The organism is Rhizobium sp. SVR5-2C (genome assembly GCF_056755115.1).
The window spans coordinates 1-25,631 of the sequence record NZ_JBNDHT010000013.1 but is presented as its reverse complement, the minus strand read 5'-3'; the positions used below and the strand labels follow the sequence as shown (position 1 = coordinate 25,631).

Sequence of the window (25,631 nt, the reverse complement as noted above, 5' to 3'; positions counted from 1 at the left end):
GCGAAGTTGAGGACTGGTTCCGGCTCGAAGCGGTCGTATGTCGCGAGATATCAATAGGGCACATGCTCCATCATGATTTGCGTGTGCAGCATCGGCGCTTCCGTTCCGAAATAGGTTTCCAGCAGCGGCAGAAAATCGTCCGACAGATAGAAATCCGTCAACGCACGATCGGCCAGCAGGCGGAAGTCGGCGTCGTCGCGGCGTAGCGCTATCGCATAGGGTTCATGCGTAAGCAGGCGATCGCCGATCTCGAGCGAGGACGGATCGCGCGCCCGCGTAGCCAGGCTGATGAGCAGCACCTGATCGGCGATATAGGCATCGATCTTGTGATCCTCCAGCGCGGCAAGCCCGTCCTCGTGCGTCTCGAAATCGGCAAGCTTCGTCTCCGACACCTGGGTTGCCAGTGCGTCGCGCAGCGTCGCTGCCGTTGTCGTGCTTGCACGCACGCCGATAACGCGCGTGGATGCGACACGCCGGTTAACGGGGCGGACAGCGGGCTTGTCGAGAAAAAGAGTCTGCAGGTTGTTGGGCGAATCCTTGCGGAGCAGCGCGGTCGCCCCCGTCAGGAAGATTGGCTGTGAGAAGTCAACGATATCCCGCCTCTTCAAATTGACGGTGATCGCACCGCAGAGCAGATCGACCTGTCCATTCTTCACCGCATCGAAGCCGTTGGCGAGCGTCATCTCGACGTATTCGCGCTTCAGTTGCGGAACCTGACGCTCTACTTCATCGGCGATCTTGCCGCAGAGATCGATGGCATATCCCGTCGGATTGGCGCCCGGCTTGCTGGAGGAGAAGGGCGCCTCGTCGGCGATATAGCCGATGCGCACGCTGCCGCGCTGGGTGAGCGTGTCCAGCGTCGCAGCGCCCGCCGCGAAAGCAGAAAGGCAAAGGGCAAGATTCACCAGCAGAAACCGTCTCAAGCACTTTGCCATAGGCATGATCCTCATCTCCGAAAAACGATGGCGATCTCAAAGGCGTACACGCAGACTATGGGCCGCCGGTCATTTGTCAACTGAGGACCCCTCGGCGACCCCGGAACTGACTGCCGCATCTTGAACCAGGGTTCGGGCTCGGATCACGTTTGGAGAACCGCTGGCTTGAACGTCGGCTTGTGCGTCGGTCAGTCGACCAAGAGCATCATTGTGGTTAGGTCAATCGCCCATGACCGCTACTGGCGCAATGCGGCGCAGTGCGACGACGGCTTTCGGCCCAAAGCGGTCATCACCGACGGAGGCAAGAGCCGTTGTTGTATACGGAGAGGCGCATCCGAAAATTGCTAAATACAACGCTCAGGCCTTCGGCGCATGGGCACTAGCCGACGCATATCCTTGTCCGGCCGGCGAATGGGTGGACAAGCTCGGCGTCTGTGAGGCCAATAATGAAAGTTCCCCAAACAAGGTCGCCAGCCAGAGGCGCGAAAGCGTCAGGCGGGATAGACCTCGCGAAAAGGGCTGACGATTGGGTCGAGGGTCGCTACCGCGATCGCTATAAACCAGCCCGCTGGCGGGAACAGAACGGCGGCGGCGTCGAGACCGACAAGCCGGAGTTAGCTGATACCGCCGAGCGCGTTGCGTGTGCTCTATTTCCACGGTAGTTTAAGGGATGCTAATCCGGCCCGCGAGCAACGATGATCGAAGCGCCATCTGGCGGATCATTGGTCCGACAATTCGCGCCGGCGAGACTTATGCGCTCGACCCCAATCTTAGCAAAAGCGATGCATTGGCTTACTGGATGGGTTCGGACCGTGAAACGTTCGTCGCGGAAGAGAATGGCCTGATCCTCGGAACATACTACATACGCGCGAACCAGGCGGGCGGCGGACGACATGTTTGCAACTGCGGTTATATGACAGACGCAGCGGCAAGTGGCCGAGGTGTGGCCAGGCAAATGCACGAGCACTCACTTGCGCATGCTCGCGCGAAGGGCTTTCGGGCAATGCAGTTCAACTTCGTCATCAGTAGCAACGAACGCGCGGTGCGGCTATGGCAGTCTCTTGGGTTTGAGATTGTCGGGCGGCTTCCCGAAGTCTTCCTTCATCCTTCGCGCGGTTACGTCGACGCCTTCGTTATGTTTCGCATGCTCTAAGGGGAGCGACCCGAAGGCTACGCGCCCGCTGAGTAAGCAGCCAATCCCACCACAGCCCGCCCTTAACCCGGAGCGGGCTTGCTATCGGTCGAGCGTCTTTGCAACCGACAGAATCATGTCTTTGAGATGTAGAGGAAGCGCTTGGCTCGCTCCGAGGACTCTCGAGCAATCGTAATCGCCGCCATCTCCGCGGCCCTTAAATGACCGGGCCGAGCGGGGCTGCGACCGCTTTCGATATCTTGGTAGCTGCGAAATGGCATGCCCATGTAGTTGGCGAAATCTCGCTGCGTTAGATTAAAATCGGCGCGAAGCTATCGCCGCCGACTAATTCTCTGCATGTCGACAACGCGGCCATCGCGTTGACGAATTGCGATCTCGAAGCGTGCATTGCTGCGCCAGGCGCGATAGACGAAGAACCTGCTCCGGCAATCGATGCGACGAATATCCCGGAAGCCGCGATTACGGAGCAGGCGCTCTCCCTGACTGCAGGTTATCCCGCGACCTCTATTGAGATCGGTGCCGATCCCGATGTTGATGTTGATATTGGTTTGAGCGTTTGCCTCACGTGGAACTGTCACCGGCGATACCGCCATCATCATGGCAACCACCGATGAGACGAGCGAAGACCTGAGTAACATTTTAACCAGCTTCATAGTCATCCCCGAGGTTGACCCATGTCAGTTCCAAAGAACGCCCAGCATGAGAGCACGGCCCAGCGACTCTCGCAAGGAAAGATGCGACCGCCTACTGCCACCGGCTAATGACACAGCAATTTTTAATCGCGGCTTCCTCGTTGCGCTGCATGTTCGTCTGGCGACTGTTCGGTGCGCGTCGCCAGACATTTCTGTTTCGGTACAGACGGACTATTTGCCGGTCGTTATGACCATCCGGAACCGCGCCGCGCCACTCATCATCCGCTCATAGGCCTCTGCAGCCCGCTCGAGCGGCATTGTTTCGATCATTGGCCGAATGTTGGCGAGGGCGCTGAAAGCCAGGGTGTCCTCCGAGTCAATCGAGGTCCCAGACGGCCATCCCTGAATGCCGCGGCGGCCGCCAATTAACAGAAACGGGGAGACCTCGATCGGATCATGTGAAGCGCCAACCACGATCATCTTGCCATCAACGGCCAGCCCGCCAAGCACCGCGCTCATCGCCTGCGAATTGGTAACGGTGGACAGGATCACGCGGGCTCCACCCAGCTTGCTTAGCTCGGCGGCCACATCCTGTGCCGTGCTGTCAAGGTAGTGATGGGCACCAAGCTTGCGCGCCAACGGCTCCTTGTCGGCGCCGCGTGCGATGGCGACCGTGCGACAGCCCATCTTCGCGGCGAATTGCACCCCAAGGTGACCGAGACCGCCAATACCAAGCACTGCAACGGTATCGCCCGCGCGAACGCCGCTGTTGCGCAATGCGTTGTAGGTCGTGATCCCAGCGCATAGAAGGGGCGCGGCCTCGGCTGCCTCGAGCTCATCCGGGATTGCAGCCAGCGCTTCGAAAGGCGCAACCATGTAGTCAGAATAGCCGCCGTCATAGCTGATCCCCGGAATTTGCGCGTTCTCACAGGTTATGAAATCGCCACGTCGGCAGGAGCGACAATGCCCACAATGGCCGCCATGCCAGCCGACCCCGACGCGTTGGCCAGGCTGCCAATTGGGCACCCGTTCGCCGACTTTCTCGATAACTCCGACCACTTCGTGGCCTGGCACGCGCGGGTAGGCAATGCCGGGAAATGCCCCCATCACCGTAAACGCGTCGCTATGACATATTCCGCACGCCTGGACCTTGATTAAAACCTGGCCGGCAGCGGGGTTCGGAACCTCGCGTTCGACAAGTTCTAACGGTCCGTTGGCGTTTTTGACTTCAACAGCGCGCATGCTTGGCATGGAACCCTCCTCAGATTTCGTTACCTCATGTTCAGCAGGCATTGACATCGCCCTCACCACACAGGCTTTGGCATGCGTGGCGGCAACTAGTGCGCTGGAGGCTCTTCTTCAATCCGCTGACTGCCGCCGAGCACATGGGCTGGGCAGGCGGGCAAAGGGGGAAGTTGACCCGCACCGCCTCGTCTGTATGCGACCGGCAGCCACACCGTGCCAATGTCGAGCCGGCGTCCTCGCTCCGTGTGGCCTTACAGAGAGCTGATGTGCATTGCCAGCGCTGTGCTGCCACGATGTTGGGGTCCGAACCGGTCATCGGAGATCGGCCTGATCATTGAGTGCCAACGGCTGGATGCGATGTCAGCTCCTGGCGCGAAGGCGACATCCGGCCCAAAACGGTCATTGCGAACCCCGCTCTTTCTTACCTCACAAGATGTCTATCTTCGTCCCGACATCCTCAGAGAGGCGATATGGCTGAGGCAGACGAGAACAAGGATGCGGCTCGTGCGACGCTGGAGCAACATCGACGTGTTGCAGACTTGTCGGCCGAACTTGAGAGGGAGCGTGCAGAAACTGCCACGCTGCGATTCAACGAGAACGGCTTGCAGTGTTGGAACGATATAACAGCGTCACGTTCGCGCTATGGGTTGTTGCCAAGCCTCATATTGCTCGTTGGTGACCTGTTCCATCCAGTCGACGACCTTGCCATCAAGGTTCTCTTGAATGGCGATGTGGCTCATGGCGTTGTTCGGAGCAGCACCGTGCCAGTGCCGCTCGCCGGGTTCGAACCCCACGACATCTCCTGGGCGGATTTCCTCGACAGAACCGCCTTCGCGCTGGACCCGGCCGAGGCCGGCGGTGACGATCAGGGTCTGGCCAAGCGGATGCGTATGCCAGGCCGTGCGTGCCCCTGGTTCGAAGGTGACGAGGGCCGCGGCGGCGCGACGGGAACTGTTCGGTTGGAACAAGGGATCGACGCGAACCGTGCCGCTGAACCAGTCGGCGGGACCTTTACTTGATGCCTGCGAGCCGTTTCGGATGATATCCATGAGTAATACTCCTTATGCGTTTTTGTGCGGCGAGCGCGTAAATATGACCGCGATGATCGCCGATGCCAGAAAAACAGCCGCGCTGAACACGAACGGACTCCACCATCCGGCGCTGTCGAATAGTAGCCCACCCGCGAATGCCCCTGAGGTGATCGCGAACTGAATAAGCGCGACGAACCAGGCTCCGCCTTCTTCAAGGTGGTCGGGGATAACGCGGGTCATCCAGGTCGTCCAAGCCGCCGGAACCGGCGTCGTCAGCAAACCCCAAAGAACCAGCAGACCAGCCGTTGCGAACGCAAAGGGACCCACACCGACGAGCGCCAAGGCGATGATCACCAGAACCACCGGAAACCCGATCAGAACGTGCGCCATGTGAGCGCGCAGGATGGAGGGTATCAACGAGGTTCCGGCGAGACCGGCAAGTCCAATCCCGAGAAGGACGAGCGAGAGCACGTTGACGCCGAGACGGGTGATGTCCTCAAGGAACGGCCTCAGGTAGGTCGACAGTGCGAACTGTCCCATGAAGAACAGGATCATCGCTGTCATGCCAAGCGCGAACTCGCGGTTGCCCATGAGGCTGAACGTCCGGCCAAGCGAACCGCCCTGGCCACCCGGCATCCGGGGCAAGACGATGGCCTGCCAGGCGAAGGCGACAACGGCGATCGGCACTACGACGAAGAAGGCGCCGCGCCAGCCGATCAGGCCCCCTAGGAAGCTTCCGAGCGGAGCTGCGATGACCGCCGCCAGGGCGCTGCCGCCTTGGAGCATGGCGAGAGCCTTCGGCACGTCGGAACCGGAAGCGATGCGGGCGATGATCGCGGTCGACAACGACCAGTAGCCGCCGATCGACACCCCGATAAGGGCGCGGCCGAACATGAACACCAGGTAGTTCGGGGCAAACGTGACCGCCAGACCCGAAGCCACGAGCACGATGGTGTAGGAAAGGATCACCAAGCGTCGGTCGAACCGCGCGAGCAGCACGTTGCTGAACAAGGCAGCGATGACCGCGAAGAAGCCTGAGATCGAAATCGCCTGACCCGCCTGGCCTGCGGTGATCCCCAGTTCGTCAGCGATCGGCGTCAGCAGGCTGACCGGCATGAATTCCGACGCGACGAGCACGAAGGAGGTCAGCATCATGCAGATGACGGCACTCCAAGGCGTGGTCTTCGTTTCCGTCCTCATGTCGTAGGTCATGTCCATCGGTCGTTCACCTCGAAAGGGGCTGTTCATGCAGTGGGGACGGTTGCGGACGCAGCGAGCTTGATGATCGCGTCGGCGGGTTTCTGAATTTTGGGTTCTGCGACTTCCTCGCAGCGGATGTCGCCGGGGGCGCGAAGCACAGTGCTGAGCATGGTCGTCTCCTGTTCGGGCCGAATGCCCGCGTCATTCTTTCGGGAGATAGATAGCACCACTGGATAGCTCGGATTAGCCGTCGCAATTTGCATGGATTTATCGAATTCGGCTATTAATGATCTGCAGCCGACCCATCCGGAGAGTCATCATGGCCCGCGAGAACTTCAATGAGCTGCTCCTGTTTCTCGCAGTCGCGGAGGAGCGCAGTTTCACGAGGGCCGCGGCCAAGCTGGGCGTTGCGCAGTCGACGCTCAGCTACGCGGTCAAGGAACTCGAAGCACGGATGGGGCTCAGGCTCCTGACGCGCACGACACGGAGCGTGGCGACCACGGAAGCTGGGGAGCGCCTTCGGCAATCACTCGCGCCGCGCATCTCGGAGATCGAGGCCGACATCGAGGCCTTGATGGCGTACAGGGACAAGCCCGTAGGCACCGTAAGGATTACCCTGTCAAACCACGCTATGGAGAGCGTGGTGTGGCCGAAGCTCTCCCCCATCCTCGGGGAATATCCAGATATCAAGCTGGAACTTAACGTCGACAGCAGTTTCCGCAACATCGTCGAAGACGGCTTCGACGCGGGCGTGCGCCTCGGCGAGAGCCTTGAGAAGGACATGGTCGCGGTGCGGATCGGGCCGGACTGGCGGTTGGTCGCTGTAGCGTCCCCCGACTATTTCAAGACCCGCTCTGTGCCGACGACGCCGCAAGAGCTTATGCATCACAACTGCATCAACAGGCGTCTCGACCGGGTGGGCGGGCTCTACGGCTGGGAGTTCGAAAAGAACAACGAGGAGGTCCGAGTGAGGGTGGAGGGTCAGCTCATCTTCAACACTGATCGTGAGATGGTGGACGCAGCCCTTCAAGGATATGGCGTCGCCTTCGTGCCGGAAAGCTATGTCGAAAGGCATGTCGCGGAACGGCGTCTCCAGCTCATCCTCGATGACTGGACACCCAAGTTCGCGGGCTATTATCTTTACTATCCAAGCCGTCGGCAGAATCTTCCCGCGTTTTCGGTGATCGCGGAGGCTCTTCGAGAGAAAAGTCGTTGATGATCCCAAGCCTTATGGCCGCTGTTGGCGCAAAGCAGCCAAACATAACCCACCGTAGCCCGGCCTTGCACCCAGCAGCATTTGCCGAATAAAATGCCGCCATGGCTAAGCAGGTCCTCTTCATTCAAGGAGCCGGCGAAGGCGTCCACGATCGCTGGGACGATAAGCTCGTGGCGAGCCTTGAGCGCGAACTCGGCGAAAGCTATGCCGTCCGCTACCCCCGAATGCCCGGCGAGGACGATCCTAGTTACTCGGCCTGGAAGGTTGCGCTCATCGGAGAATTCGAATCCCTGGAGGATGGGGCAATTCTCGTCGGCCACTCGATCGGCGGTACCATCTTGATCCATGTGCTTGCCGAGCAGCCACCGAAACAAAGGTTCGACGGGCTGTTTGTCATCGCGGCACCCTTCGTCGGTGAAGGCGGATGGCCGAGCGATGATATCGCCGATTGCAAGGACTTCTCAGAATGCCTTCCCCCCGGCGTTCCCGTCTATCTCTATCATGGTGCCGACGATGCCGTGGTGCCGGCTGCCCATGTTCATCTCTATGCGAAAGCGATTCCGAACGCCGTGGTCCGCACGTTCGAGCGCAGGGATCACCAACTCAACAATGATATGAGCGAGGTCGCTCGAGATATCCGTTCACTCGGTTGATCCGAATGCGCCGGTTCGCAAGCAACCAAACACACCCCGTCATCGTCACATCCCTGTCACCCGCCAATCCTAAACGAGCCCCATGTCCTCTACCGAAAATCCCCTTTTTCGTTTCGGCGTCATCGCTGACCCGCAATATGCCGCCCTCGCGCCCGATCTCGCGATGGACCGCTACTATGCCAACAGTCTCGCGAAGGTCTCCGAAGCCATCGCCGAATTCAACAAGGCCGACCTCGCTTTCGTCGTGACGCTTGGCGATATCATCGACGGGAATTGGGAAAGCTTCGATGCCATCCTGCCGCTTTACGACAAGCTCAGGCACGAGCGCTATTTCCTGCTCGGCAACCACGATTTCGCCGTCGCGAAGGACCGTCTTGCCTCGGTCTTCGACAGGGTCGGCATGCGCGAGCCCTATTATGACTTCGCCGTCGGCGGCACCCGTTTCGTCATGCTCGACGGCAACGAGGTCAGCGTCTTTGCGCCGCCCGAGAACGACCCGCGCCGCGCGCTGGCCGATGAGCGGCTGAAGGCACTGAGGGCACGAGGCGCGGTCAATGCCAATCCCTGGAACGCCTCCCTGGGCGACGTGCAGTTCCTCTGGCTGCGGGCTGTCCTGAAGAGGGCCCAGGCCGCCGGCGAGCGCGTCATCGTCATGTGCCACTATCCGGTCTATCCGGAAAATGACCACAATATGTGGGATGCCGAGCGCATCGTGAGCCTCCTTGCCGAACACGACAATGCGGTGGCCTATTTCTGCGGGCACAATCACGTGGGCAATTATGGCCAAAGCGGCGGCTGCCACTTCGTCAATTTCAAGGGCATGGTCGACACCGAAACGGAAAACACCTTCGCCATCGTCGAAGCCTTCGCCGACCGTCTGGAAATCCGCGGCTTCGGCCGCGAGGAAAGCCGCACGCTCGCGTTTTAGGCGACCGCCTGCAGCGGCTGGACCTTCATTTCCGTCACGTCGCGCTTCGGCGGCGTGCCGAACATGCGGGCATATTCGCGGCTGAACTGCGAGGCGCTTTCATATCCCACCTGATAGGCGGCACTTGCGACGCTCACGCCGCCCGAAACCATCAGGCGGCGCGCTTCGAGCAGCCGGAGATTCTTCTGGTATTGCAGCGGCGTCATCGCCGTGAGCTGCTTGAAATGCTGGTGGAAGGAGGAGGGGCTCATCCGCGCCACGGCGGCAAGCTGCTCGATGCGCATGGGCTCGGCAAAGTTCTCCCTGAGCAGGTTGATCGCGTCGGTCATCCGGCGCGCATGGCTGCCCGGCAGCGCAAGCTTGCTGACTTCCGCGCCGTTCGGGCCAGTCAATAGCCAGTAGCAGATCTCGCGCATGATAGCCGGATAGAGGACGGGGATCGCCTTCGGCGTCTGCGTCAGGCGCACAAGCCGCAACACGCAGTCGGCCAGCACGCCGTCGAAATCCTGTACGAAGACGCCGGCAGCACCGTCGCCCGCAGGCCGCGGAGGCTCTTCCATCGCCTCCATCACTTCGCGCAGGATCACGGCATCGAAGTCGATGTTGAGGCCGATATAAGGTTCCTCCTCGCTCGCCTTGGTGATCTGCCCGAGGGCCGGCACCTCGAAGGTGACAACGAGCGACTGCATCTCGTGATAGTCGAAAGAGCGGTCGCCCACCATGATCTGCTTGGCGCCCTGGACGACGATGCAGATGGTCGGCCGGTAGATCATGTGGTGGGGCATCACGGGCTGGCTGACCCGCGACACGGAGAGCGCCTCGACCGGCGTCTGGAAGCGGCCGTCCGCCTTTCCGGCGGTGCTGTCGATATAGCTTTGGATTGCCTCTTTCAGCGCTCTCAGCATTCCCGAGTTCTCCTTGCCGCCTACGGTCCGGCCGCTGAAACCATATGAGGCATGGGCGCGTTACCCGCAAGGCGGTTGGAGGAATAGGCAAGAAATTCGAGAGTTCCGGCATTCAATAGGGCCGCCTCCCGGGCTTACTCTGCAGCCATCAACTCCGACAGAGGAAGAAAAGATGCCGAACGAAAACCAAGCAAAAACAGTATCCAGGGTCGCCATCGTCACCGGCGGCAGCCGGGGCCTCGGCCGCAACACCGCCGTCAATCTCGCAAAGCGCGGTGTCGATGTCATCTTCACCTATCGCGCAAATCGGGCAGAAGCCGACGCTGCGGTCGCCGAGATCGAGGCGCTTGGCGCGAAGGGCATCGCGCTGCAGCTCGACACCGGGCGGATAGCCGACTTTAACGGCTTCGTGAGCCAGGTGGGAGACGTCCTGCAAGCCCTTGGCCAGACTCATTTTCACTATCTGGTCAACAATGCGGGGGCGGGCCACCACGCTTCAATTGCGGAGATGACTGAGGAAGCGTTCGACGAACTGGTCAACGTGCATTTCAAGGGCGTCTATTTCCTGACGCAGAAGCTCCTGCCGCTGATGGCCGATGGCGGCCGGATCATCAACATATCGAGCGGGCTTGCGCGCTTCACCGTACCCGGCATTTCCGCCTACGCCTCGATGAAGGGGGCGATCGAAGTCTTCACGCGCTATCTCGCAAAGGAACTCGGCCCTCGTGGGATCACGGCGAATACGGTCGCACCCGGCGCCATCCAGACGGATTTCAGTGGCGGTCTGGTGCGCGACAATCCACAGTACAACAAGATGGTCGCCGACTCGACCGCGCTCGGCCGTGCCGGGATCGCCGATGACATCGGCCCGATGATCGCCTCGCTGCTGTCGGACGACAACCGCTGGGTCAACGGCCAGCGCATCGAGGTTTCGGGCGGCGCCAATCTTTGATGCGCTAACCGGCTGCCGGAGGGGTGGCCCAGCCGTTCATCCAATCCTCCCGCAGCCGGTCGCCTCCGCCGCGAAAAAAGGCGGCTGCCGTTTCGCAATGCTCGACCCGATCGCTGCGGAAATTGCGGATCGCCTGCCGCAGCTCGCACCAGCCGACGATATTGGCATAGTGCGAATAATAGATCAGCGCGATCGGGCGGATGGTGCGTTCGCTCGCGCGTCCGAGTTCGTCGCGGTAGTCGAGCGCCAGCTTCTGCTCGTCGCGGATCGCCCGGCGCACCATGCCGAGATCGAAACCGGCGGGCGCTTGCGCCACCGCACCCCAGGCAAAGAGTGCCTTGTTCTCCATCGCCTGGCGCAGCGGTCCGGGCACTGCGCCGGCGATCTTCTGGTTCACGCGTTTGGCCGCCTGCTTCAGCTCGGCATCGCCGGTTCGCTCGAGCAGCGCCAGCGACAGTACGATCGCCTCCATCTCCTCGATCGAAAACATCAGCGGCGGCAGGTCGAAGCCCGGCCGCATGATGTAGCCGATGCCGCGCCCGCCCTCGATCGGCACGCGCATCGCCTGAAGCGCTGCGATATCGCGATAGATGGAGCGCACGGTCACTTCCAGCGCATCGGCCATCGCCTGAGCCGTCATCGGCTTCTTCGCCAGCCGAAGAATCTGGATGATCTCGAATAGGCGCGCGGCCTTGCGCATTTTTGCCGGTCTCCATGAAGGCTCCTGACAATACACTGTCAGTTGGCCTTGCATATACCATCTGCCTATCGAATTGAAATACAAGGCGGTTCGCAAAGCCGGCCGCCGGATTTGAAGGCAGACAACTGACATGACCTACACCGAAAACCTCTGGCTCTTCTTCACGCTTCTCTTCGGCATCATCATCGTGCCGGGCATGGACATGCTTTTCGTGCTCGCCAATTCGCTGACCGGCGGCCGAAGCCGTGGCATGGCGGCAACCGCCGGCATCATGGCCGGCGGGGCGGTGCATTCGCTTTATGGCGCGATCGGCGTCGGCATCCTCGCGAGCCTCATTCCCTCGCTGTTCAATCCGCTGCTCTTTCTGGGCGCGGCCTACATGATCTGGATCGGCTTCACGCTGATCCGCAGTTCCATCACGGTGAATGCGGTGGGCGAGGGGAGCGTGCGCTCCGGTTGGCGCGCCTTCCGGCAGGGCGCGATCACCTGCCTCATCAATCCGAAAGCCTATCTGTTCATGCTCGCCATCTACCCGCAGTTCCTGAAGCCGGCCTACGGGCCGATCTGGCTGCAGGGGCTCATCATGGGCGCCATGACGCTCGCCACGCAGTTCGCCATCTACGGCGCGGTGGCGCTGACAGCATCGCGAAGCCGCCAGCTGCTGATTTCCAATCCGCAGGCAACGATCGTCGTCGGCCGCGTCGCCGGTGCATTGCTGATCATCGTCTCCGTGCTGACCGCCTGGCATGGCTGGAGGATGGTGCAATAGGATGGACCGCCTCCGTCAAAAGTGCGTGGAGGCGCGCCATTACCATTCTGAATTTGTTGTGATATCACCCACTTGTTACTTCGAGCCTTGAATATATTTGCCATCATGCGGCCGCGAATATGAGGCGCCGGCCTCCAAAGATCTCGGTATCAAAAGGAGTGAAGATATGAAATTCAAGGCAATTGCGGCGGGTGTCTTGCTTGTCGGCGTGGCGGTGACGGCGGTTTTCGCGCAGGACGGCACGCACGAAGCGCGCTCAGCGTTGATGAAGAAGAACGGTGCTGCCGCCGGCGCGCTGGCGGCGATCGCCAAAGGTGAAAAGCCCTACGACGCCGAGGTGATCAAGACGGCGCTGACAACGATCTCCGAAACCGCCAAGGTTTTCCCCGACCAGTTCAAGCCGGGCACGGAAACGGGCGACAAGGCCGCGAGCCCGAAGATCTGGCAGAACATGGATGACTTCAAGGCACGCGCCGCGAAGCTCGGAACCGACGCTGAGACGATCCTTGCCCAGCTTCCGGCCGACGCGGCCGGAGTCGGCGGTGCGCTGAAGACGCTCGGCGCCAATTGCGGCGGCTGTCACGAGATCTACCGCCTGAAGACAGAATAGCAAACAGACTATTCCCCTCCAATCCATCGGTCCGCGCCTGCCTTGCCGCCGGCGCGGACCGGTTTATCTTTAGCCGTTGCATCGGTAAAAAGAGGAAGCGGCGCGTGGTCCGTAGATTCATCCGGTTTGTGCTCTGTCTCATCGGTGTCGTCTTTATTGGCGGTGCTGTTTTTTACTTCATCACCGCGCCGAGCGCGCTGCCGGAAAGCCACTGGGCCAATCTCGGTGCGCCGGATCTGAAGAACGGCGAGCAGGTGTTCTGGGCAGGCGGCTGCGTCAGTTGCCATGCGGCACCTGGTTCCGAAGGCGATGCAAAGCTCACGCTCGCAGGCGGCCTTGCGCTGAAAACGCCCTTCGGCACATTTCATACGCCGAATATTTCGCCGGACGAAAAGGCCGGCATCGGCTCGTGGACGCTGGCGGAGTTCGGCAATGCCATGAAGCGTGGCGTGGGCCCCGGCGGTCAGCACCTCTATCCGGCTTTTCCCTACGCCTCCTATACGCGCATGACCGACAAGGACATCAACGACCTTTTCGGTTACATCAAGACGCTGCCGAAGAGCCCCAATGTCGCGCCGCCGCACGAGCTGCCGTTCCCTTACAACATCCGGCTGGCGCTCGGCGGCTGGAAGTTGCTCTATCTGAACGACGCGCAACACGTCGCGCTCGCCAATCCGGACGACAAGCTGAAGCGCGGCCAGTATCTCGTCGAAGGCCCCGGCCATTGCGGCGAATGCCATACGCCGCGTGACGCGCTCGGCGGTCTCGAGAACGATATGTGGCTCGCGGGCGCTCCGAATCCGGACGGCCCGGGCCGCATCCCGGACATCACGCCAGGGTCCAAAGACGTCAGCTCCTGGAGCGAGGCCGATATCGCCAACTACTTCGAGACCGGCTTTACCCCGGACTTCGATACCGTCGGCGGTTCGATGGCCGAGGTCCAGAGGAACCTCGCGCACCTGCCGAAGAGCGACCTCGAGGCAATCGCCGCCTACCTCAAGGCCGTGCCGAAGCGGTGACAAGATGTTATCTGCGGGGCGAAGCGCACGCATTTATTCGCGCCAAGGTTATATTTAGAAAACAAAGGCTTAATCTTCCACGCCGATCAAAGAAATGCCGCATTGCAGCACAAGCCTAACCGCTGCTCTTCAATAACCCCCTTTCAGCGATCTGATGTTCGTCGCTGACTGAAGCGCCCCCAGGCTTCCGAAGAAAAAGGATAGTTGAATGCACGGCATATCCCGCTCCAATGACCTTGAATCCGTCGCTCGCAAAGGCGGAAAGCTGCGCCGCATGGCGGTACGCATCCCGACCTATCTTGCCGACGTTCGGGAAAATCCGGCATGGTTGCCGATGTTCCTGTTGGCGCGCACCATACCGGGCCGCAGAGCTCACTGGCTTGCGGCCAAACAACCTCACGACAACGCCGATCTCCTGCCATCGATGTTTGAAGGCATCGAGTCGGCAGCCGTTGTCGATTCGTTGAAGGCGGAGGGGCTATTCTCCGGTCTTGTTCTTCCGGAGGGCATTCACCGCGAAATCGCGAGATTCGCGAGCGAAACACCGTGCTTCGGTAACTTCGATCGCAGAATAGAATTTTTGGCTCCGCAGCACGGTGATACCGAAGAAAGGCACGGTCGACCCATTCTCAGCGGCCACCACTTCGAACGCGCGTTGGATTGCGAAGCGGTCCTTGCGGTCCAGCGCGATCCGCTGCTTTCGGCGGTCGCAAGACAATATCTTGGCGCCCAGGCCCAACTGATTACCACGCGCATCTGGTGGAGTTTTCCGACAAAGGCGAGCGAAGCGGACCGCAGCCTGGCATCGCTGGACAAATACCATTTCGACCTGGACGACTGGCGTATGCTGAAGTTCTTCTTCTACCTGGTCGATGTCGATGAAAACACCGGCCCGCATGTTTACGTCAAAGGGAGCCATAACCGCCGGCGGCTCAAACACCAGCTGACGCTTCTTGTCGGCCACCCGGCAGGTGAAATCCTCGATTTCTACGGACCGGACAACGCCGTGACGCTGACCGGAAAGGCGGGTCATGGTTTCGTCGAGGATCCTTTCGGCTTCCATATGGGAACCGTCGCAAAGGCGGCGCCGCGACTGATGATGGAAGTGGGATTTGGCGTGTCGAAACCTTCTCGCCGGCGGTTTCACGGCGAGCCCGTCATACGATGAATGAGCCTAAAGCATGTCTCCCGAAAGTGGGAACCGGTTCCGGGCGAAAGACATGCGTGAAAACAAAGAATTAAAGCGCGCTCAGCGAATCTAAAAGATCGCGACGCGCTTTAGGCCGCCTTCGGCTGATGTTCGGCGCCGAACATCAACAGATATTGATCGAGGTCTTCGTTGCGGAAATCCAGTGCCCGGTAGATTTCGGCGGCAAAGGTGGTTGGCGCCGAGCCGGGAGCGGTGACCACCATTCCGCCGCGCACCGCGGTCGGCACGTCGTTGTAATGCGCGTGTCCGGAGTAACCGGGCAGATCGGTGATGAAGCGCAAGGCGTTGCTCGTATGCGCGGCATTGTTCAGCGCACCCGCCCTGGCGAGCGCCAGCGTCGCTCCGCAGATCCCCGCGACCAGCTTGCCGCGCGCCATGAAATCGTCGATGACAGGCTTCAGATCCGGCGCTTTTTCGGTTTCCCATATCATGCCGCCGCAAAGCACGAGCCCGTCGAAAGCGTCGGCGCGCAGTGCTTCGGCCGCCGTATCAGGCGTCACGCGCAGGCCGCCCATGGAGCGCACTTCCGCACCGCCGGGCGACGCGGTCACCACGTCGAAACCGAACTCGGTGCGGGCAGAAGCCGTCAGCTGCCCGACCTCCCAATCCGCGAAAGCCTCCGTCAGAACCACTGCAAGCCGTGTCATGCAATCTCTCCCTCGTGAACCGGAACGGCAGGCGTTCAAGCCAGCGCCTGCATATAGCGCATGCCGGTCACCGGTCGAGGGGTGAAGTCCATATGCTGGTAGAAGCGATGCGCCTGGATGTTCCCGGTCGCGGCGCTGACCGAAAGGTAGTCGCAGCCGGCAGTCTTCGCCATTTCGCGGGCGCGGTTGACGAGATGGTGGCCAATACCGTGGCCGCGATGGCCGTCGCGGACGAAGAGGTGATGCAGGTCCATGCCGCGCTTGCCTTCCTGCGCCCTGTAGAGCGGTACGAGGATCGCGTAGCCAATCAGCCCGTCGGTGGTTTCGGCGACCAGCGCGGTAATCCAGGGAACGGGGCCGAAGAGGTCGCGCTCCAGCTGTTCCGGCGTCGCCATGGCCGCATCGCCATGATGGGCGGCAAGCAGGGCGATCATGTCGTTGAGTGCGGGCAGGTCCCGCGGCTTTGCCGCGCGGATGGTGACCACCGGCGGGCGGATCAGTGAGACTTCGCTGTCTTCGATTTCAATCATGGCCTTCGCGTCCTATCTGTGTTCTGCCGTCAGGACGCTGCCGATACAACAAAGCCGCCTGACGGCGGCTTGTTGACAATATGATCTGTCGGCCGCCCCTTACAGGTACAGCCAAAAATACGAGCGGGAGTGATGCGCGTTCTTGATCATGTGCGATAGATTCTCCAGAACGGACCGTTTGTCAATGGGGTGTCATCAACGATGGATACTGTCCGTTAAGTTGTGTAACGTGGCAACGCAGCTTTATGTAGAAATCTCATTTTCCAGACGAACGCTTTTACGGAGGGGAATCATGCGTTTCGTTTCCAAGGAAGTTGACGGATATCGCATTTTCGCAGTTACCGGCGTCAACACCGTCTCATTCGCGATCGACTATGAGAACGCCGATACGAAAGGCCTCTTGGGTTTCGCGGTCGAGCGATACGACCCAACGGAAAATCAGCGCTATTTCGTCTACGGCATGAGGTCTTCGCGAGCGTCATCCAGCAGCCGGACGAGAAGACGATCGTCACCACCTACGATCATCCGGTGCAGAGTTTCGTCTGGGACGATTTCACCGCGAAGCCCGACCGGCGCTACGAATATTTCTTCTACCCGCTGAAAGGCGAGCCGAAGAACATCGACCGCAGCGCGCCGCCCGTGAAGATCGTCGTCAAGACGGAGCCGCTTTTCACAGATCTCGAGCACGACATCTTCTTCAACCGCGGCGTCGCCAGCAGCCAGGCCTATCAGCGCCGTTTCGGCAACCACAAGCCTGACGATCTGAAGCCGGCGGAGAAGCGTCTTGAAGCGTTGCAATGGCTGAGCCGCGACCTCGACGAGGCGCTTTTCAGGTTTATCGATCAGGCGCAGGCCGGCGATACGCTCCTCGGATGCTTCTACGAATTCCGCTACCTGCCGGTCGCCGAACGTCTCAAGGCCGCCATCGATCGCGGCGTCACCGTCAAGCTCATCCTCGACGCGAAGATCAATGAATACACCGACAAGAAGGGCAAGTTCCATCCAAGCTTTCCGCGCGAGGACAACAAGGCTACCGTCGAAAAGGCCGGGTTGCCTGCAGCGGCGATTGCCCGCTGGCGGGAAAACAACCCGAACAACATCCAGCACAACAAGTTCCTGGTCCTGCTGAAAGGCGCCGCGCAGGAACCAAAGGAAGTCTGGACCGGCTCGACCAATATGTCGATGGGCGGCATCCATGGGCAGACGAATGTCGGCCATTGGGTGCGCAACACGGATGTTGCATTGGCCTTCAAAGCCTACTGGGAGATTCTCGTGGGTGACCCTGGGGCGGTCGAGGGCGAAACGAGACCCGTATCCGATGCCAAGCGCAAGGCCTATCGCGACGCCGTGATGGCGCTGGCGGTGGTTCCCGCGGACTGGGAGGATATTCCGGCCGGCGTATCGAGCGTTTTCAGTCCGCGTTCGGGAAGCAAGGTGCTCGACATGTATGTCGACGCACTGGATTCCGCCACCGATTATGGCGGCATCACGCTTGCTTTCGGCATAAATAAGAAATTCAAGGCTGCACTTGTCGACAACACCGCAGCCAACATGCCGCAGCGTCCCGTGCTCTTTCTGCTTCTGGAAAAACAGGACAAGCCCAATCCCCGCGCCAGCGATCCTTTCGTGCCGCTGAACGCGAAACAGAACGTCTATCAGGCCTGGGGATCGTTCCTGCGCGATCCGGTCTATCAGTGGACGCGGGAAACCAATGCGCGGGCGCTGGAGCTCAATCAGCATGTGGCCTACGTCCACTCGAAGTTTCTGCTAAAGGATCCGCTCGGCCCCGACCCGATCGTCATCACCGGTTCGGCGAATTTCTCTGAGGACTCCACCAACAGCAACGACGAGAACATGCTCTTGATCCGCGGCAGCGAACGCGTCGCCGATATCTACTTCACCGAGTTCAACCGCCTGTTCAACCACTATTATTTCCGGTCGATCCAGGAGGTCATGGCTGGGCGGAGCGATGGCCAGGCGAATGCTTCGGCCGACGGCAGCGCAAGCCTCTTTCTGGACGAGAGCGAAACCCGGGAGTGGCTGAAGAAATACAAGCCCGGCACGCTGCGCTGGAAGCGCGTGCAGGTGTTCACCAAAATGGCGGGTGCGAAGACGCTGTAGCGGGTTGACGGGCCGATTACCGGCGGCGCCATAGCGGTCGTTCTCCCCTTCTCCCCAGCAGCGGAGAAGGGGATATTGCCGCGGGGAACACGCAAGTTTCACTTCCCTTTTTCGGCTGAATATACTATACCCCCCTATATTAAATTGAAGGCTGCCATGTCCCACACGACCCACCAGAAGAAGAAGCTCATCGCCCGCGTCAGCCGCCTCAAGGGGCAGCTCGAGGCCGTCGAGAGGGCGTTGGAGGCCGAGCGTCCCTGCGGCGACATCCTGCAACTGCTGGCCTCGATCCGCGGCGCGCTGAACGGGCTGACGGGCGAGGTGCTGGACGATCACCTGCACGAACACGTGCTGCAGGCCGCCGACGAAGCGGCGCGGACACAGGCGGTCGGGGAAATTTCGGAAGTGCTGCGGACCTACATCCGCTGACGAGAATCGAAGGAGCGCGCGATGAGCGCACGAATGCTGGAACATGAACACGTCTTCCTCGGGGCCGACCACGAGCGCAACGAGCGCCGCGTCTGGTTCGTGATCGCCCTGACGGCGGTGATGATGGTCGTCGAAATCGGCGCCGGTACGTATTACGGCTCGATGGCGCTCGTCGCCGACGGCTGGCATATGTCGACGCATGCAAGCGCGCTTCTGATCTCCGCCGTTGCCTATCTCTATGCACGCAGGCAGGCGCGCAATCCCCGGTTTACCTTCGGCACCGGCAAGCTCGGCGATCTGGCGGGATTTGCGAGCGCCATCATTCTCGCCATGATCGCGCTGCTGATGGCCTGGGAGAGCTTCGTGCGCATCACCCATCCGGTGCCGATCAGCTTCGCGCAGGCCATCGGCGTTGCCGTCGTCGGTCTCGCGGTCAATCTTGCCAGCGCCTGGCTACTCAAGGACGACCACCATCACCATGGTCACGATCATGGTCACAGCCATCATCATGACCATCATCATCACGGCGATCACGCCCACCATGGCCGGGCATCCGACAACAATCTGCGCGCGGCCTACATCCATGTCATCGCCGATGCGCTGACCTCGGTGCTCGCCATTGCCGCGCTGTCTTTCGGCAGCATCTACGGCTGGCTCTGGCTCGATCCGCTGATGGGGATTGTTGGCGGCATTATCATCGCACAGTGGTCCTGGGGCCTGATGAAGTCCTCCGGCCGCGTGCTTCTCGATGTGATTGCCGATGGGGAAGATCTCCCCGACGAAATCCGCCAGGTGATCGAAGCCGGCGGCGACCGGATCACGGACCTGCATGTCTGGCAGGTCGGTCCCGGCCACCACGCCGCCATCGTCGCCGTCACAACCTCCGAGGCGCGCGAGCCCGCCTTCTATCGGGCGAAGCTGGAAGAGCTCCATGAGCTTTCGCATGTCACCGTCGAGGTCACCCAGCTGCAGGCGGCTTGATTGAGCGCATGTGACGACAAGGCGCCACAATCGGCGCCTAGCTCTTTGGCTGTTGATTCTGCCGGAGGGATTTCATGAAAGAATTTTCGATCCATCGCCGCACGCTTTTGGGTGCGGCGATGCTCGTTCCAGCACTGGGCCTTTCCCCTTTCGCCCGCGCTGCCGAGAGCGATGAGGACATCGACCGCCGATTTGCGGACCTCGAGAAGCGCACCGGCGGCAGGCTCGGCGTTTCCGTCATCGATACGGAGACGAATATCACGCTCGGCTTTCGCCAGACCGAGCGCTTCCCCATGTGCAGCACCTTCAAGGTCCTCGCTTCGGCCATGGTGCTATCACGCGTCGACAAGGGAGCGGAAAACCTCGAACGCCGGGTGATCTATGATCAAGGCAAGCTGGTTTCCTATTCGCCGGAGACGGAAAAACACGTCGGCGGCGAGGGCATGAGCGTCGGCGAGCTCTGCAAGGCGGCCATCACCCTCAGCGACAATACCGCCGGCAATCTGCTGCTGGAAAGCTTCGGCGGTCCGGAGGCGCTGACCAAGTGGCTGCGCTCGATCGGCGACAGCTCGACCCGCCTCGATCGCTGGGAGACGGCCCTCAACGAGGGAAAGAAGGACGACCCGCGCGACACGACGACGCCCGACGCAATGCTCGACACGCTCGGAAACGTCGCGCTCGGCTCGGTGCTTTCCGAGCCGTCGCGCGCAACGCTGATCGACTGGATGGTGGCAAGCACCACCGGCGGCGCGCGCCTGCGCGCCGGCTTGCCTGATGGCTGGAAGGTGGGGGACAAGACCGGCACCGGCTCCGGTGGCACGGCCGCGGACGTTGCCATCATCTGGCCGAACGATCGCGGTCCCATTCTCGTGACGGCCTACGTGGCGGAAGCAACTGCGCCGGTGAACGAGCTGAACCCCGTTTTTGCCGAGGTCGCGAAGATCGTCGCGAGCATGGCAGGATAATCAGGAAATTCAGAAAGATACGGCGGTGAGATGAATCTCCGCCGCATCGGCTTGAATCAAAATCTCAGGTGAAACCGAACTCAGGCGTTCTGCGCGTCCGTATTCGATGCGGTCTGCGGCACGTCCGAGGTTGCCGAATTGCTGTCGCCGCCGTCGATGCCGGTCAGCTCGCGCTTGATGGCGTCGGCGATCTGCTTTTCGACTGCGGCACGCTCTTCCGGCGGCATCGCCTTCAGGCTGTTCTCGTCGAGGCCGAGCTGGTCGAGGATCCGTTTGCGGATCATCTCTGCCGGCGACATGTTCGCATATTCCGAGAAGTCGCTGACAAGCTGGTCGTGACGCGCCTTCGCCTCGCGATCCGCGTCCGTTTCCTCGGCAATCGTCGTATCGCCCGCCGGCTGCATGTCCCACATGGCCTTGGAGAGGGAAGGCGGCGTATAGGCAGGCTCGGGACCGGCACCGCTTCGGGCAACACCCATGTCGAAATCCCCGCCCTGCTGGGTCTTGGACTGGCTCTGCTGCGCAAAAAGGCTGCCGAGCCCGTAATAGCTGGAAATGCTGTCTCCGATCTTCATGAAAATTGTCCCCTCGAAAAATTTCGAGGGAAGATTGTACCCGCGAGCCTGCCCGGAGCTTGCGTGCGACGCCGGAGCGGCAGAAAGCGGCGATCTCTTCCCTCGACGGGAAAAGAGATGAGCCCCTTACGGCAGTGTATAGGCAATCACGTAGTCACCAGGCTTCGTTCCCACCGATCCATGCCCGCCCGCGACCATCACGACATACTGCTTGTTGTCGCTGGTCGTATAGGTCATCGGCGTTGCCTGGCCGCCGGCCGGAAGCCGCGCTTCCCACAGCTGGCGGCCGTTGGTGGCGTCGTAGGCGCGCAGGTAATCGTCGACGGCAGCGCCGAGGAAGGCGACCCCGCCCTTGGTGAGCATTGGCCCGCCGATGCCCGGCACGCCGACCTTGAAGGGCAGCGGCAGCGGCGTCATGTCATGCACCGTGCCGTTCTTGTGCATGTAGGCGATCTTGCCAGTCCTCAGATCCACGCCCGCGACATAGCCCCATGGCGGCGCCTGGCAGGGGATCTGCAGCGGGCCGAGGAACGGCCCCAGGAAAACGCCATAGGGCGCTCCGTCGTTGCGGTTCAAACCCTGCTCGCTGCCCTTTTCGTCCTGTCCGCGCGGCGGGATATCGGCGGCGGGCACCAGCCGCGAGGTGAAGGCGAGATAGGTCGGCATGCCAAACATGATCTGCCGCTCCGGATCGACCGCGACGCTGCCCCAGTTGAACGTGCCGAAATTGCCCGGATAGATGATCGAGCCGACAAGCGACGGAGGCGTATAGCGGCCCTCATACTTGTAGCGGTGGAACTCGATGCGGCAAGCGAGCTGATCGAACAGCGTGACCCCCCACATGTCCTTTTCCTTCAGCGGATCGGGCGTGAAGGTGAGGTCCGAAATCGGCTGAGTCGGCGCCGTATGGTCCTCGGGAATTGCGCCTGATGGTGCGGGGATTTCCTTCACGGGAAAGATTGGCTCGCCGCTGCGCCGGTCAAGCACATAAAGGTCCCCTTGTTTCGTCGGCGCGACCAGTGCAGGCACGACGCCGCCGTCCGGCTTCGTCATGTCGAAGAGCACCGGTTGCGCCGGTACGTCCATGTCCCAGAGATCATGGTGGACGAACTGCCTCACCCATTTCACCTGGCCGGTATTGATGTCGAGGGCAATGACCGAGGAGGAGAACTTCTCGACATTGGCGCTGCGGTTCATGCCAAGCTGGTCCGGCACCTGGTTGCCGAGCGGAACAAAGATCATGCCAAGCCCTTCGTCGACGCTGGAGACGGACCAGCTGTTCGGCGAGTTGGTCACGTAGGTCTGACCTTCGGGCAAGGGGGTGGTCTGGTCCGGATTGCCAGAGTCCCAGTTCCAGATGAGGGCGCCGGTATTGATGTCGAAGGCGCGGATGACGCCGGATTGCTCCGTGGTCGAATAGTTGTCGTTGACGGCCCCGCCGACGATGATCTTGCCGGCGACGGCGACCGGCGGCGAGGTGGAATAGTAATAGCCGGCCGGATTGTATTTCATGCCGGTCTCGAGATGCAGCGTGCCCTTGTCGGCGAAGTTTTCGCACACCTTGCCGTTGGCCGCGTCAAGCGCGATCAATCGGGCATCCGAAGTCGGCAGATAGACGCGCTCGGCGCAGGGCTGGCCGGCTGCGGTTGCCGGATCGGCATAATAGGTCACGCCACGGCAGGTCTGGTGCTGACGGTCGGGGTTCAAGCCGGAATTGGAATCGTATTTCCACTTCTCCTTCCCGGTCTTCGCGTCGAGCGCGATTGCCCAGTTGTGCGGCGTGCAAAGGTAGAGCGTGTCGCCGACCTTCAGCGGCGTCACTTGATAGGTGGTCTCGCCGATATCGCCGGGCTGCTTGACGTCGCCGGTCTGGTACTGCCAGGCGACCTTGAGGTCCTTGACATTGTCCTTGTTGATCTGGTCGAGCGGCGAGTAGCGCTGGCCGAAAGGCGTGCGGCCATATTGATGCCACTCGCCATCCGGCACATTGCCTCCGAAGGGCGGGGCGGCTGCCACGACCCCAGTCGGCAGATCGCCGGCAAGGCTGTGCGGATCGGTGGTCATCGAATAGCCGGCAACGAGAACGGCGATAATGACGGGCACGGCGAGCGGCCAGGGATTGGCGGGGTAGGGAAGGCCACTCGGGCTCGAAAACCCGAGCGGCCGCCGGATCCACGGCGTCAGCAACCAGAGGCCGAGCAGGATGATCAGCCCGCCGCGCGGTCCGAGCTGCCACCAGTCGAAGCCGACTTCCCACACCGCCCAGATGAGCGCGACGACAACCAGCGCCGCATAGACCCAGAGCGCGGCGGCCCTGCGCAAAAGGAGAAGCGCGGCCGTCGCAATGAACATCAAGCCTGCAAACAGGTAAAAGACGCTGCCGCCGAGCGTCACGAGCCACAGCCCGCCGCCGCCGAGCGCCAGTCCAATGATGAGAAAAAGGATGGAAGTAATGACGATTGCCATAAAGCCGGTCTCCCGCTGAGGTGAGCTGGGCATGGTGGACCGCGGACAATGCCGCAGAATCAGCCACTTAGGGCGGCGGACATGCCTTTCAATGGCCACATTTTGACGCGGGGATCGGCTGCTGAATTGGGTAGCCAAGCCGCCGCAGCAGGACGAAGGATTGCTGTCAGTTGATCATCGCTCTTCGTCGCTGGCCCCAGCGGTCTTCCCGCTCGTATTCTTTTTCGATCGCCATGATTTCGACGAGGCTTGAGGCGGGAAATGCATGCTGCTTTCCGCCGGCCTGCACGACGACGACGCCGTCTTCCATCCAGACCTTGGTGGCGACGAGGTTGCGCTCTTGCCCATCATCGACGACTGATACGACAAACATGGTTTCCGCCAGTTGCTACGAGTTCCACCTATTTTCGCGTGAACGTATTAGCGAATCGTAACTTATGCGTTACTAATTCAAGCTGGAGCTCCATTTTCGCGAAGGAATTCAGGGAATCTGAAGGATCTTTCTCCCGCGAGAACAAAACGCCTGCCAGAAGTTTCGTGCCCTCCTGTTCCGGATTTCGCATTTACTTCGCCTTAATTAGGTACGCTTAATATTGCTACCAGACGTTGCTTGCCGCTCGAGCATGATGCTCCTGCGGTTCTCTATCATGCATCTCTCTTATGCTTTCCGGCACGGCCGAAGGCCGTCGCAGAAAGCTCCCTTGCTTGCAATAGCGACCCGGCTGGCCATGACCCGGCCCGTGTCGTCGGTGGTAAACGCAAAGTCACGTTGGAGAGCATCTGGTGCAGCCCAATACGCCCACGAATCTGGCCTTTCGCGTTGCAACGGTCTTGCAACAACTAGGTATCGAGGGACTGCCGCGGAACTACGAACTCGTGTTCGAGGCGATGACCGGCAACAGCCCGGATCTCACCCGCGAACTCAGGTCGCTTGGCACGGTCAAGACGCAGGACGCCCTGGATGCGATTGGCCGGCGTTACCTGCCTCATCACTTCGAAGGCAGTCTGCTTGAGACACGTTCGGGCCAGGTGCAACAGGAGTTGCAGAGCATTCTCTCGCTGCTCGACGAGGAAAAGTCAGCATTGACGCGCTATGGAAGTGTTATCAGCCAAGCCGCCAGGATTTTCGAAGCCAATGATGTGACGGACAAGGTCGCACTCACGCGATCGCTGCAATCGGTGAGTTCGGCGACACACGCTCGCGAGGCACAAAGTGCAATGCTCGCCTCGAAGGTGGTGGAGAAATCCCAGAAGCTCGAGCAGGTGCAGCACGAGACAGCCGCGGCGAATGCCGCCAGATTTGTCGATACGGTGACCGGGCTGGGCAACCGCCGTGTGTTCAACAAGGAACTGGCCAAGATCTACGAGAAGTCAGGGCTGCCTGACTTGTGTGGAGTGGCCTTTGCGGACATTGACGGCTATGAGACTGTTGCCGCTATTCCGAACCTCCTGGAACCCGTCCTCAACGGTATCGGTGAGCTGATCCGGACGCTGTTCAGCAAAGAGGACCTGGCCTGCCGTTTCGATCGAGGTCGCTTCGGTTTCATTTTCCGAACCGCAGACGAGACGGAAATCATGCGGCTCATCGACAGGCTGCGCGATCGACTGAAGGGACTTCCGGTCGTGCACCCGGTATCGGGAAAACGCTGCGCTGCGCTTTCATTCTCGGTCGGGATATGTATGTCGAAGGAGGCCCGGACGGCTGATGCCCTTATCGCATTCGCCGAGCAGGCGCTGGGCATGGCAAAGGCATCGGGCG

The 25,631-nt window shown here is 60.8% G+C and carries 27 protein-coding genes and 1 pseudogene; 14 read left to right on the top strand and 14 right to left on the bottom strand.

The features are described from left to right. Positions 1–50: 50 nt before the first annotated feature. Complete coding sequence (locus tag ACPYOI_RS05985) at positions 51–935, bottom strand: amino acid ABC transporter substrate-binding protein (protein ID WP_481418930.1); 885 nt, start codon at positions 933–935, stop codon at positions 51–53. A gap of 670 nt (positions 936–1,605) precedes the next feature. On the opposite strand from ACPYOI_RS05985, the gene ACPYOI_RS05980 reads away from it, so the two are divergent. Next, the gene (locus ACPYOI_RS05980; protein ID WP_481418914.1) at positions 1,606–2,088 is read left to right on the top strand and encodes an N-acetyltransferase family protein; all 483 of its coding nucleotides are present in this window, start codon (positions 1,606–1,608) and stop codon (positions 2,086–2,088) included. Positions 2,089–2,201: 113 nt separating this feature from the next. Here the strand turns inward: ACPYOI_RS05980 and ACPYOI_RS05975 are convergent, their stop codons facing one another. The 6 genes and pseudogenes from ACPYOI_RS05975 to ACPYOI_RS05950 form a co-directional block, all read right to left on the bottom strand. Beyond that, the gene (locus tag ACPYOI_RS05975) at positions 2,202–2,348 is read right to left on the bottom strand and encodes a hypothetical protein (RefSeq protein WP_481418929.1); all 147 of its coding nucleotides are present in this window, start codon (positions 2,346–2,348) and stop codon (positions 2,202–2,204) included. A gap of 51 nt (positions 2,349–2,399) precedes the next feature. After that, entirely contained in the window at positions 2,400–2,747 is a 348-nt protein-coding gene (locus ACPYOI_RS05970) for a hypothetical protein (RefSeq protein WP_481422663.1), read from the bottom strand. A gap of 204 nt (positions 2,748–2,951) precedes the next feature. Next, positions 2,952–3,971 (bottom strand): alcohol dehydrogenase, encoded by a 1,020-nt coding sequence (locus tag ACPYOI_RS05965; RefSeq protein ID WP_481422672.1) that lies wholly within the window; start codon positions 3,969–3,971, stop codon positions 2,952–2,954. 623 nt (positions 3,972–4,594) lie between these two features. Next, positions 4,595–5,014 carry a (R)-mandelonitrile lyase gene (locus ACPYOI_RS05960; protein WP_481422662.1) on the bottom strand — a complete coding sequence of 140 codons (420 nt, stop codon included), beginning with the start codon at positions 5,012–5,014 and terminating at the stop codon, positions 4,595–4,597. Between the two features lie 12 nt (positions 5,015–5,026). After that, entirely contained in the window at positions 5,027–6,214 is a 1,188-nt protein-coding gene (locus tag ACPYOI_RS05955; RefSeq protein WP_481418910.1) for an MFS transporter, read from the bottom strand. A 47-nt stretch (positions 6,215–6,261) separates the two neighbouring features. Continuing rightward, positions 6,262–6,366 (bottom strand): annotated as a pseudogene (locus ACPYOI_RS05950) (IMP dehydrogenase); the annotation flags it as partial. A gap of 149 nt (positions 6,367–6,515) precedes the next feature. Between ACPYOI_RS05950 and ACPYOI_RS05945 the strand changes: the two are divergent. The 3 genes from ACPYOI_RS05945 (at position 6,516) to ACPYOI_RS05935 (ending at position 8,993) form a co-directional block, all read left to right on the top strand. Then, entirely contained in the window at positions 6,516–7,412 is an 897-nt protein-coding gene (locus ACPYOI_RS05945; protein WP_481422661.1) for a LysR family transcriptional regulator, read from the top strand. 101 nt (positions 7,413–7,513) lie between these two features. Then, positions 7,514–8,065, top strand: a complete 552-nt coding sequence (locus ACPYOI_RS05940) for an alpha/beta fold hydrolase (RefSeq protein ID WP_481418908.1) — start codon at positions 7,514–7,516, stop codon at positions 8,063–8,065. A gap of 82 nt (positions 8,066–8,147) precedes the next feature. Further along, positions 8,148–8,993 (top strand): metallophosphoesterase, encoded by an 846-nt coding sequence (locus ACPYOI_RS05935; RefSeq protein WP_481418907.1) that lies wholly within the window; start codon positions 8,148–8,150, stop codon positions 8,991–8,993. Here ACPYOI_RS05935 and ACPYOI_RS05930 read toward each other — a convergent pair. Then, complete coding sequence (locus tag ACPYOI_RS05930; RefSeq protein WP_481418906.1) at positions 8,990–9,898, bottom strand: AraC family transcriptional regulator; 909 nt, start codon at positions 9,896–9,898, stop codon at positions 8,990–8,992. The two genes, ACPYOI_RS05935 and ACPYOI_RS05930, sit on opposite strands and share 4 nt — an antisense overlap. Before the next feature lie 172 nt (positions 9,899–10,070). Here ACPYOI_RS05930 and ACPYOI_RS05925 point away from each other — a divergent pair, with 172 nt between their 5' ends. Further along, positions 10,071–10,850 (top strand): SDR family NAD(P)-dependent oxidoreductase, encoded by a 780-nt coding sequence (locus ACPYOI_RS05925; protein WP_481418905.1) that lies wholly within the window; start codon positions 10,071–10,073, stop codon positions 10,848–10,850. A gap of 4 nt (positions 10,851–10,854) precedes the next feature. Here the strand turns inward: ACPYOI_RS05925 and ACPYOI_RS05920 are convergent, their stop codons facing one another. Further along, on the bottom strand, positions 10,855–11,550 hold the full coding sequence (locus ACPYOI_RS05920; protein ID WP_481418904.1) for a helix-turn-helix transcriptional regulator: 696 nt from the start codon (positions 11,548–11,550) through the stop codon (positions 10,855–10,857). 130 nt (positions 11,551–11,680) lie between these two features. On the opposite strand from ACPYOI_RS05920, the gene ACPYOI_RS05915 reads away from it, so the two are divergent. From ACPYOI_RS05915 to ACPYOI_RS05900, 4 genes are all read left to right on the top strand, one after another. Then, the gene (locus ACPYOI_RS05915) at positions 11,681–12,319 is read left to right on the top strand and encodes a LysE family translocator (protein WP_481418903.1); all 639 of its coding nucleotides are present in this window, start codon (positions 11,681–11,683) and stop codon (positions 12,317–12,319) included. Between the two features lie 166 nt (positions 12,320–12,485). After that, positions 12,486–12,929 (top strand): c-type cytochrome, encoded by a 444-nt coding sequence (locus ACPYOI_RS05910; RefSeq protein WP_481418902.1) that lies wholly within the window; start codon positions 12,486–12,488, stop codon positions 12,927–12,929. Between the two features lie 104 nt (positions 12,930–13,033). Then, positions 13,034–13,948, top strand: a complete 915-nt coding sequence (locus ACPYOI_RS05905) for a cytochrome c (RefSeq protein ID WP_481418901.1) — start codon at positions 13,034–13,036, stop codon at positions 13,946–13,948. Between the two features lie 208 nt (positions 13,949–14,156). Beyond that, a complete protein-coding gene (locus tag ACPYOI_RS05900; RefSeq protein ID WP_481422660.1) occupies positions 14,157–15,116 on the top strand; it encodes a phytanoyl-CoA dioxygenase family protein in 960 nt (319 codons plus the stop codon). A 110-nt stretch (positions 15,117–15,226) separates the two neighbouring features. Here the strand turns inward: ACPYOI_RS05900 and ACPYOI_RS05895 are convergent, their stop codons facing one another. Beyond that, positions 15,227–15,805: a type 1 glutamine amidotransferase family protein gene (locus ACPYOI_RS05895; RefSeq protein WP_481416655.1), complete on the bottom strand. Its 579-nt coding sequence runs from the start codon at positions 15,803–15,805 to the stop codon at positions 15,227–15,229. Positions 15,806–15,840: 35 nt separating this feature from the next. After that, entirely contained in the window at positions 15,841–16,335 is a 495-nt protein-coding gene (locus ACPYOI_RS05890; RefSeq protein ID WP_481416654.1) for an N-acetyltransferase family protein, read from the bottom strand. 528 nt (positions 16,336–16,863) lie between these two features. Here ACPYOI_RS05890 and ACPYOI_RS05885 point away from each other — a divergent pair. From ACPYOI_RS05885 to bla, 4 genes are all read left to right on the top strand, one after another. After that, entirely contained in the window at positions 16,864–18,456 is a 1,593-nt protein-coding gene (locus ACPYOI_RS05885; protein WP_481416653.1) for a phospholipase D-like domain-containing protein, read from the top strand. Between the two features lie 156 nt (positions 18,457–18,612). Further along, positions 18,613–18,885 carry a Ni(II)/Co(II)-sensing transcriptional repressor DmeR gene (gene dmeR, locus ACPYOI_RS05880; protein ID WP_168828820.1) on the top strand — a complete coding sequence of 91 codons (273 nt, stop codon included), beginning with the start codon at positions 18,613–18,615 and terminating at the stop codon, positions 18,883–18,885. A 21-nt stretch (positions 18,886–18,906) separates the two neighbouring features. Beyond that, positions 18,907–19,866: a CDF family Co(II)/Ni(II) efflux transporter DmeF gene (gene dmeF, locus ACPYOI_RS05875; protein ID WP_481416652.1), complete on the top strand. Its 960-nt coding sequence runs from the start codon at positions 18,907–18,909 to the stop codon at positions 19,864–19,866. 74 nt (positions 19,867–19,940) lie between these two features. After that, a complete protein-coding gene (gene bla, locus ACPYOI_RS05870; RefSeq protein WP_481416651.1) occupies positions 19,941–20,831 on the top strand; it encodes a class A beta-lactamase in 891 nt (296 codons plus the stop codon). Between the two features lie 80 nt (positions 20,832–20,911). Here the strand turns inward: bla and ACPYOI_RS05865 are convergent, their stop codons facing one another. From ACPYOI_RS05865 to ACPYOI_RS05855, 3 genes are all read right to left on the bottom strand, one after another. Further along, a complete protein-coding gene (locus tag ACPYOI_RS05865) occupies positions 20,912–21,406 on the bottom strand; it encodes a hypothetical protein (RefSeq protein WP_481416650.1) in 495 nt (164 codons plus the stop codon). 126 nt (positions 21,407–21,532) lie between these two features. Next, positions 21,533–23,872 (bottom strand): glucose/quinate/shikimate family membrane-bound PQQ-dependent dehydrogenase, encoded by a 2,340-nt coding sequence (locus tag ACPYOI_RS05860; RefSeq protein ID WP_481416649.1) that lies wholly within the window; start codon positions 23,870–23,872, stop codon positions 21,533–21,535. Positions 23,873–24,038: 166 nt separating this feature from the next. Further along, positions 24,039–24,245, bottom strand: coding sequence for a hypothetical protein (locus ACPYOI_RS05855; RefSeq protein ID WP_481416648.1), 207 nt, complete (start codon positions 24,243–24,245; stop codon positions 24,039–24,041). Between the two features lie 410 nt (positions 24,246–24,655). Here ACPYOI_RS05855 and ACPYOI_RS05850 point away from each other — a divergent pair. Continuing rightward, positions 24,656–25,631, top strand: a 976-nt coding sequence (locus ACPYOI_RS05850) for a GGDEF domain-containing protein (RefSeq protein ID WP_481422659.1), incomplete at its 3' end; no start/stop codon positions are given.

Coding starts and splice junctions, on each gene's coding strand:
- ACPYOI_RS05985 (WP_481418930.1), bottom strand. CDS start 935: ATGGCAAAGTGCTTGAGACGGTTTCTGCTGGTGAATCTTGCCCTTTGC.
- ACPYOI_RS05980 (WP_481418914.1), top strand. CDS start 1,606: ATGCTAATCCGGCCCGCGAGCAACGATGATCGAAGCGCCATCTGGCGG.
- ACPYOI_RS05975 (WP_481418929.1), bottom strand. CDS start 2,348: ATGCCATTTCGCAGCTACCAAGATATCGAAAGCGGTCGCAGCCCCGCT.
- ACPYOI_RS05970 (WP_481422663.1), bottom strand. CDS start 2,747: ATGACTATGAAGCTGGTTAAAATGTTACTCAGGTCTTCGCTCGTCTCA.
- ACPYOI_RS05965 (WP_481422672.1), bottom strand. CDS start 3,971: ATGCCAAGCATGCGCGCTGTTGAAGTCAAAAACGCCAACGGACCGTTA.
- ACPYOI_RS05960 (WP_481422662.1), bottom strand. CDS start 5,014: ATGGATATCATCCGAAACGGCTCGCAGGCATCAAGTAAAGGTCCCGCC.
- ACPYOI_RS05955 (WP_481418910.1), bottom strand. CDS start 6,214: ATGGACATGACCTACGACATGAGGACGGAAACGAAGACCACGCCTTGG.
- ACPYOI_RS05945 (WP_481422661.1), top strand. CDS start 6,516: ATGGCCCGCGAGAACTTCAATGAGCTGCTCCTGTTTCTCGCAGTCGCG.
- ACPYOI_RS05940 (WP_481418908.1), top strand. CDS start 7,514: ATGGCTAAGCAGGTCCTCTTCATTCAAGGAGCCGGCGAAGGCGTCCAC.
- ACPYOI_RS05935 (WP_481418907.1), top strand. CDS start 8,148: ATGTCCTCTACCGAAAATCCCCTTTTTCGTTTCGGCGTCATCGCTGAC.
- ACPYOI_RS05930 (WP_481418906.1), bottom strand. CDS start 9,898: ATGCTGAGAGCGCTGAAAGAGGCAATCCAAAGCTATATCGACAGCACC.
- ACPYOI_RS05925 (WP_481418905.1), top strand. CDS start 10,071: ATGCCGAACGAAAACCAAGCAAAAACAGTATCCAGGGTCGCCATCGTC.
- ACPYOI_RS05920 (WP_481418904.1), bottom strand. CDS start 11,550: ATGCGCAAGGCCGCGCGCCTATTCGAGATCATCCAGATTCTTCGGCTG.
- ACPYOI_RS05915 (WP_481418903.1), top strand. CDS start 11,681: ATGACCTACACCGAAAACCTCTGGCTCTTCTTCACGCTTCTCTTCGGC.
- ACPYOI_RS05910 (WP_481418902.1), top strand. CDS start 12,486: ATGAAATTCAAGGCAATTGCGGCGGGTGTCTTGCTTGTCGGCGTGGCG.
- ACPYOI_RS05900 (WP_481422660.1), top strand. CDS start 14,157: ATGCACGGCATATCCCGCTCCAATGACCTTGAATCCGTCGCTCGCAAA.
- ACPYOI_RS05895 (WP_481416655.1), bottom strand. CDS start 15,805: ATGACACGGCTTGCAGTGGTTCTGACGGAGGCTTTCGCGGATTGGGAG.
- ACPYOI_RS05890 (WP_481416654.1), bottom strand. CDS start 16,335: ATGATTGAAATCGAAGACAGCGAAGTCTCACTGATCCGCCCGCCGGTG.
- dmeR (WP_168828820.1), top strand. CDS start 18,613: ATGTCCCACACGACCCACCAGAAGAAGAAGCTCATCGCCCGCGTCAGC.
- dmeF (WP_481416652.1), top strand. CDS start 18,907: ATGAGCGCACGAATGCTGGAACATGAACACGTCTTCCTCGGGGCCGAC.
- bla (WP_481416651.1), top strand. CDS start 19,941: ATGAAAGAATTTTCGATCCATCGCCGCACGCTTTTGGGTGCGGCGATG.
- ACPYOI_RS05865 (WP_481416650.1), bottom strand. CDS start 21,406: ATGAAGATCGGAGACAGCATTTCCAGCTATTACGGGCTCGGCAGCCTT.
- ACPYOI_RS05860 (WP_481416649.1), bottom strand. CDS start 23,872: ATGGCAATCGTCATTACTTCCATCCTTTTTCTCATCATTGGACTGGCG.
- ACPYOI_RS05855 (WP_481416648.1), bottom strand. CDS start 24,245: ATGTTTGTCGTATCAGTCGTCGATGATGGGCAAGAGCGCAACCTCGTC.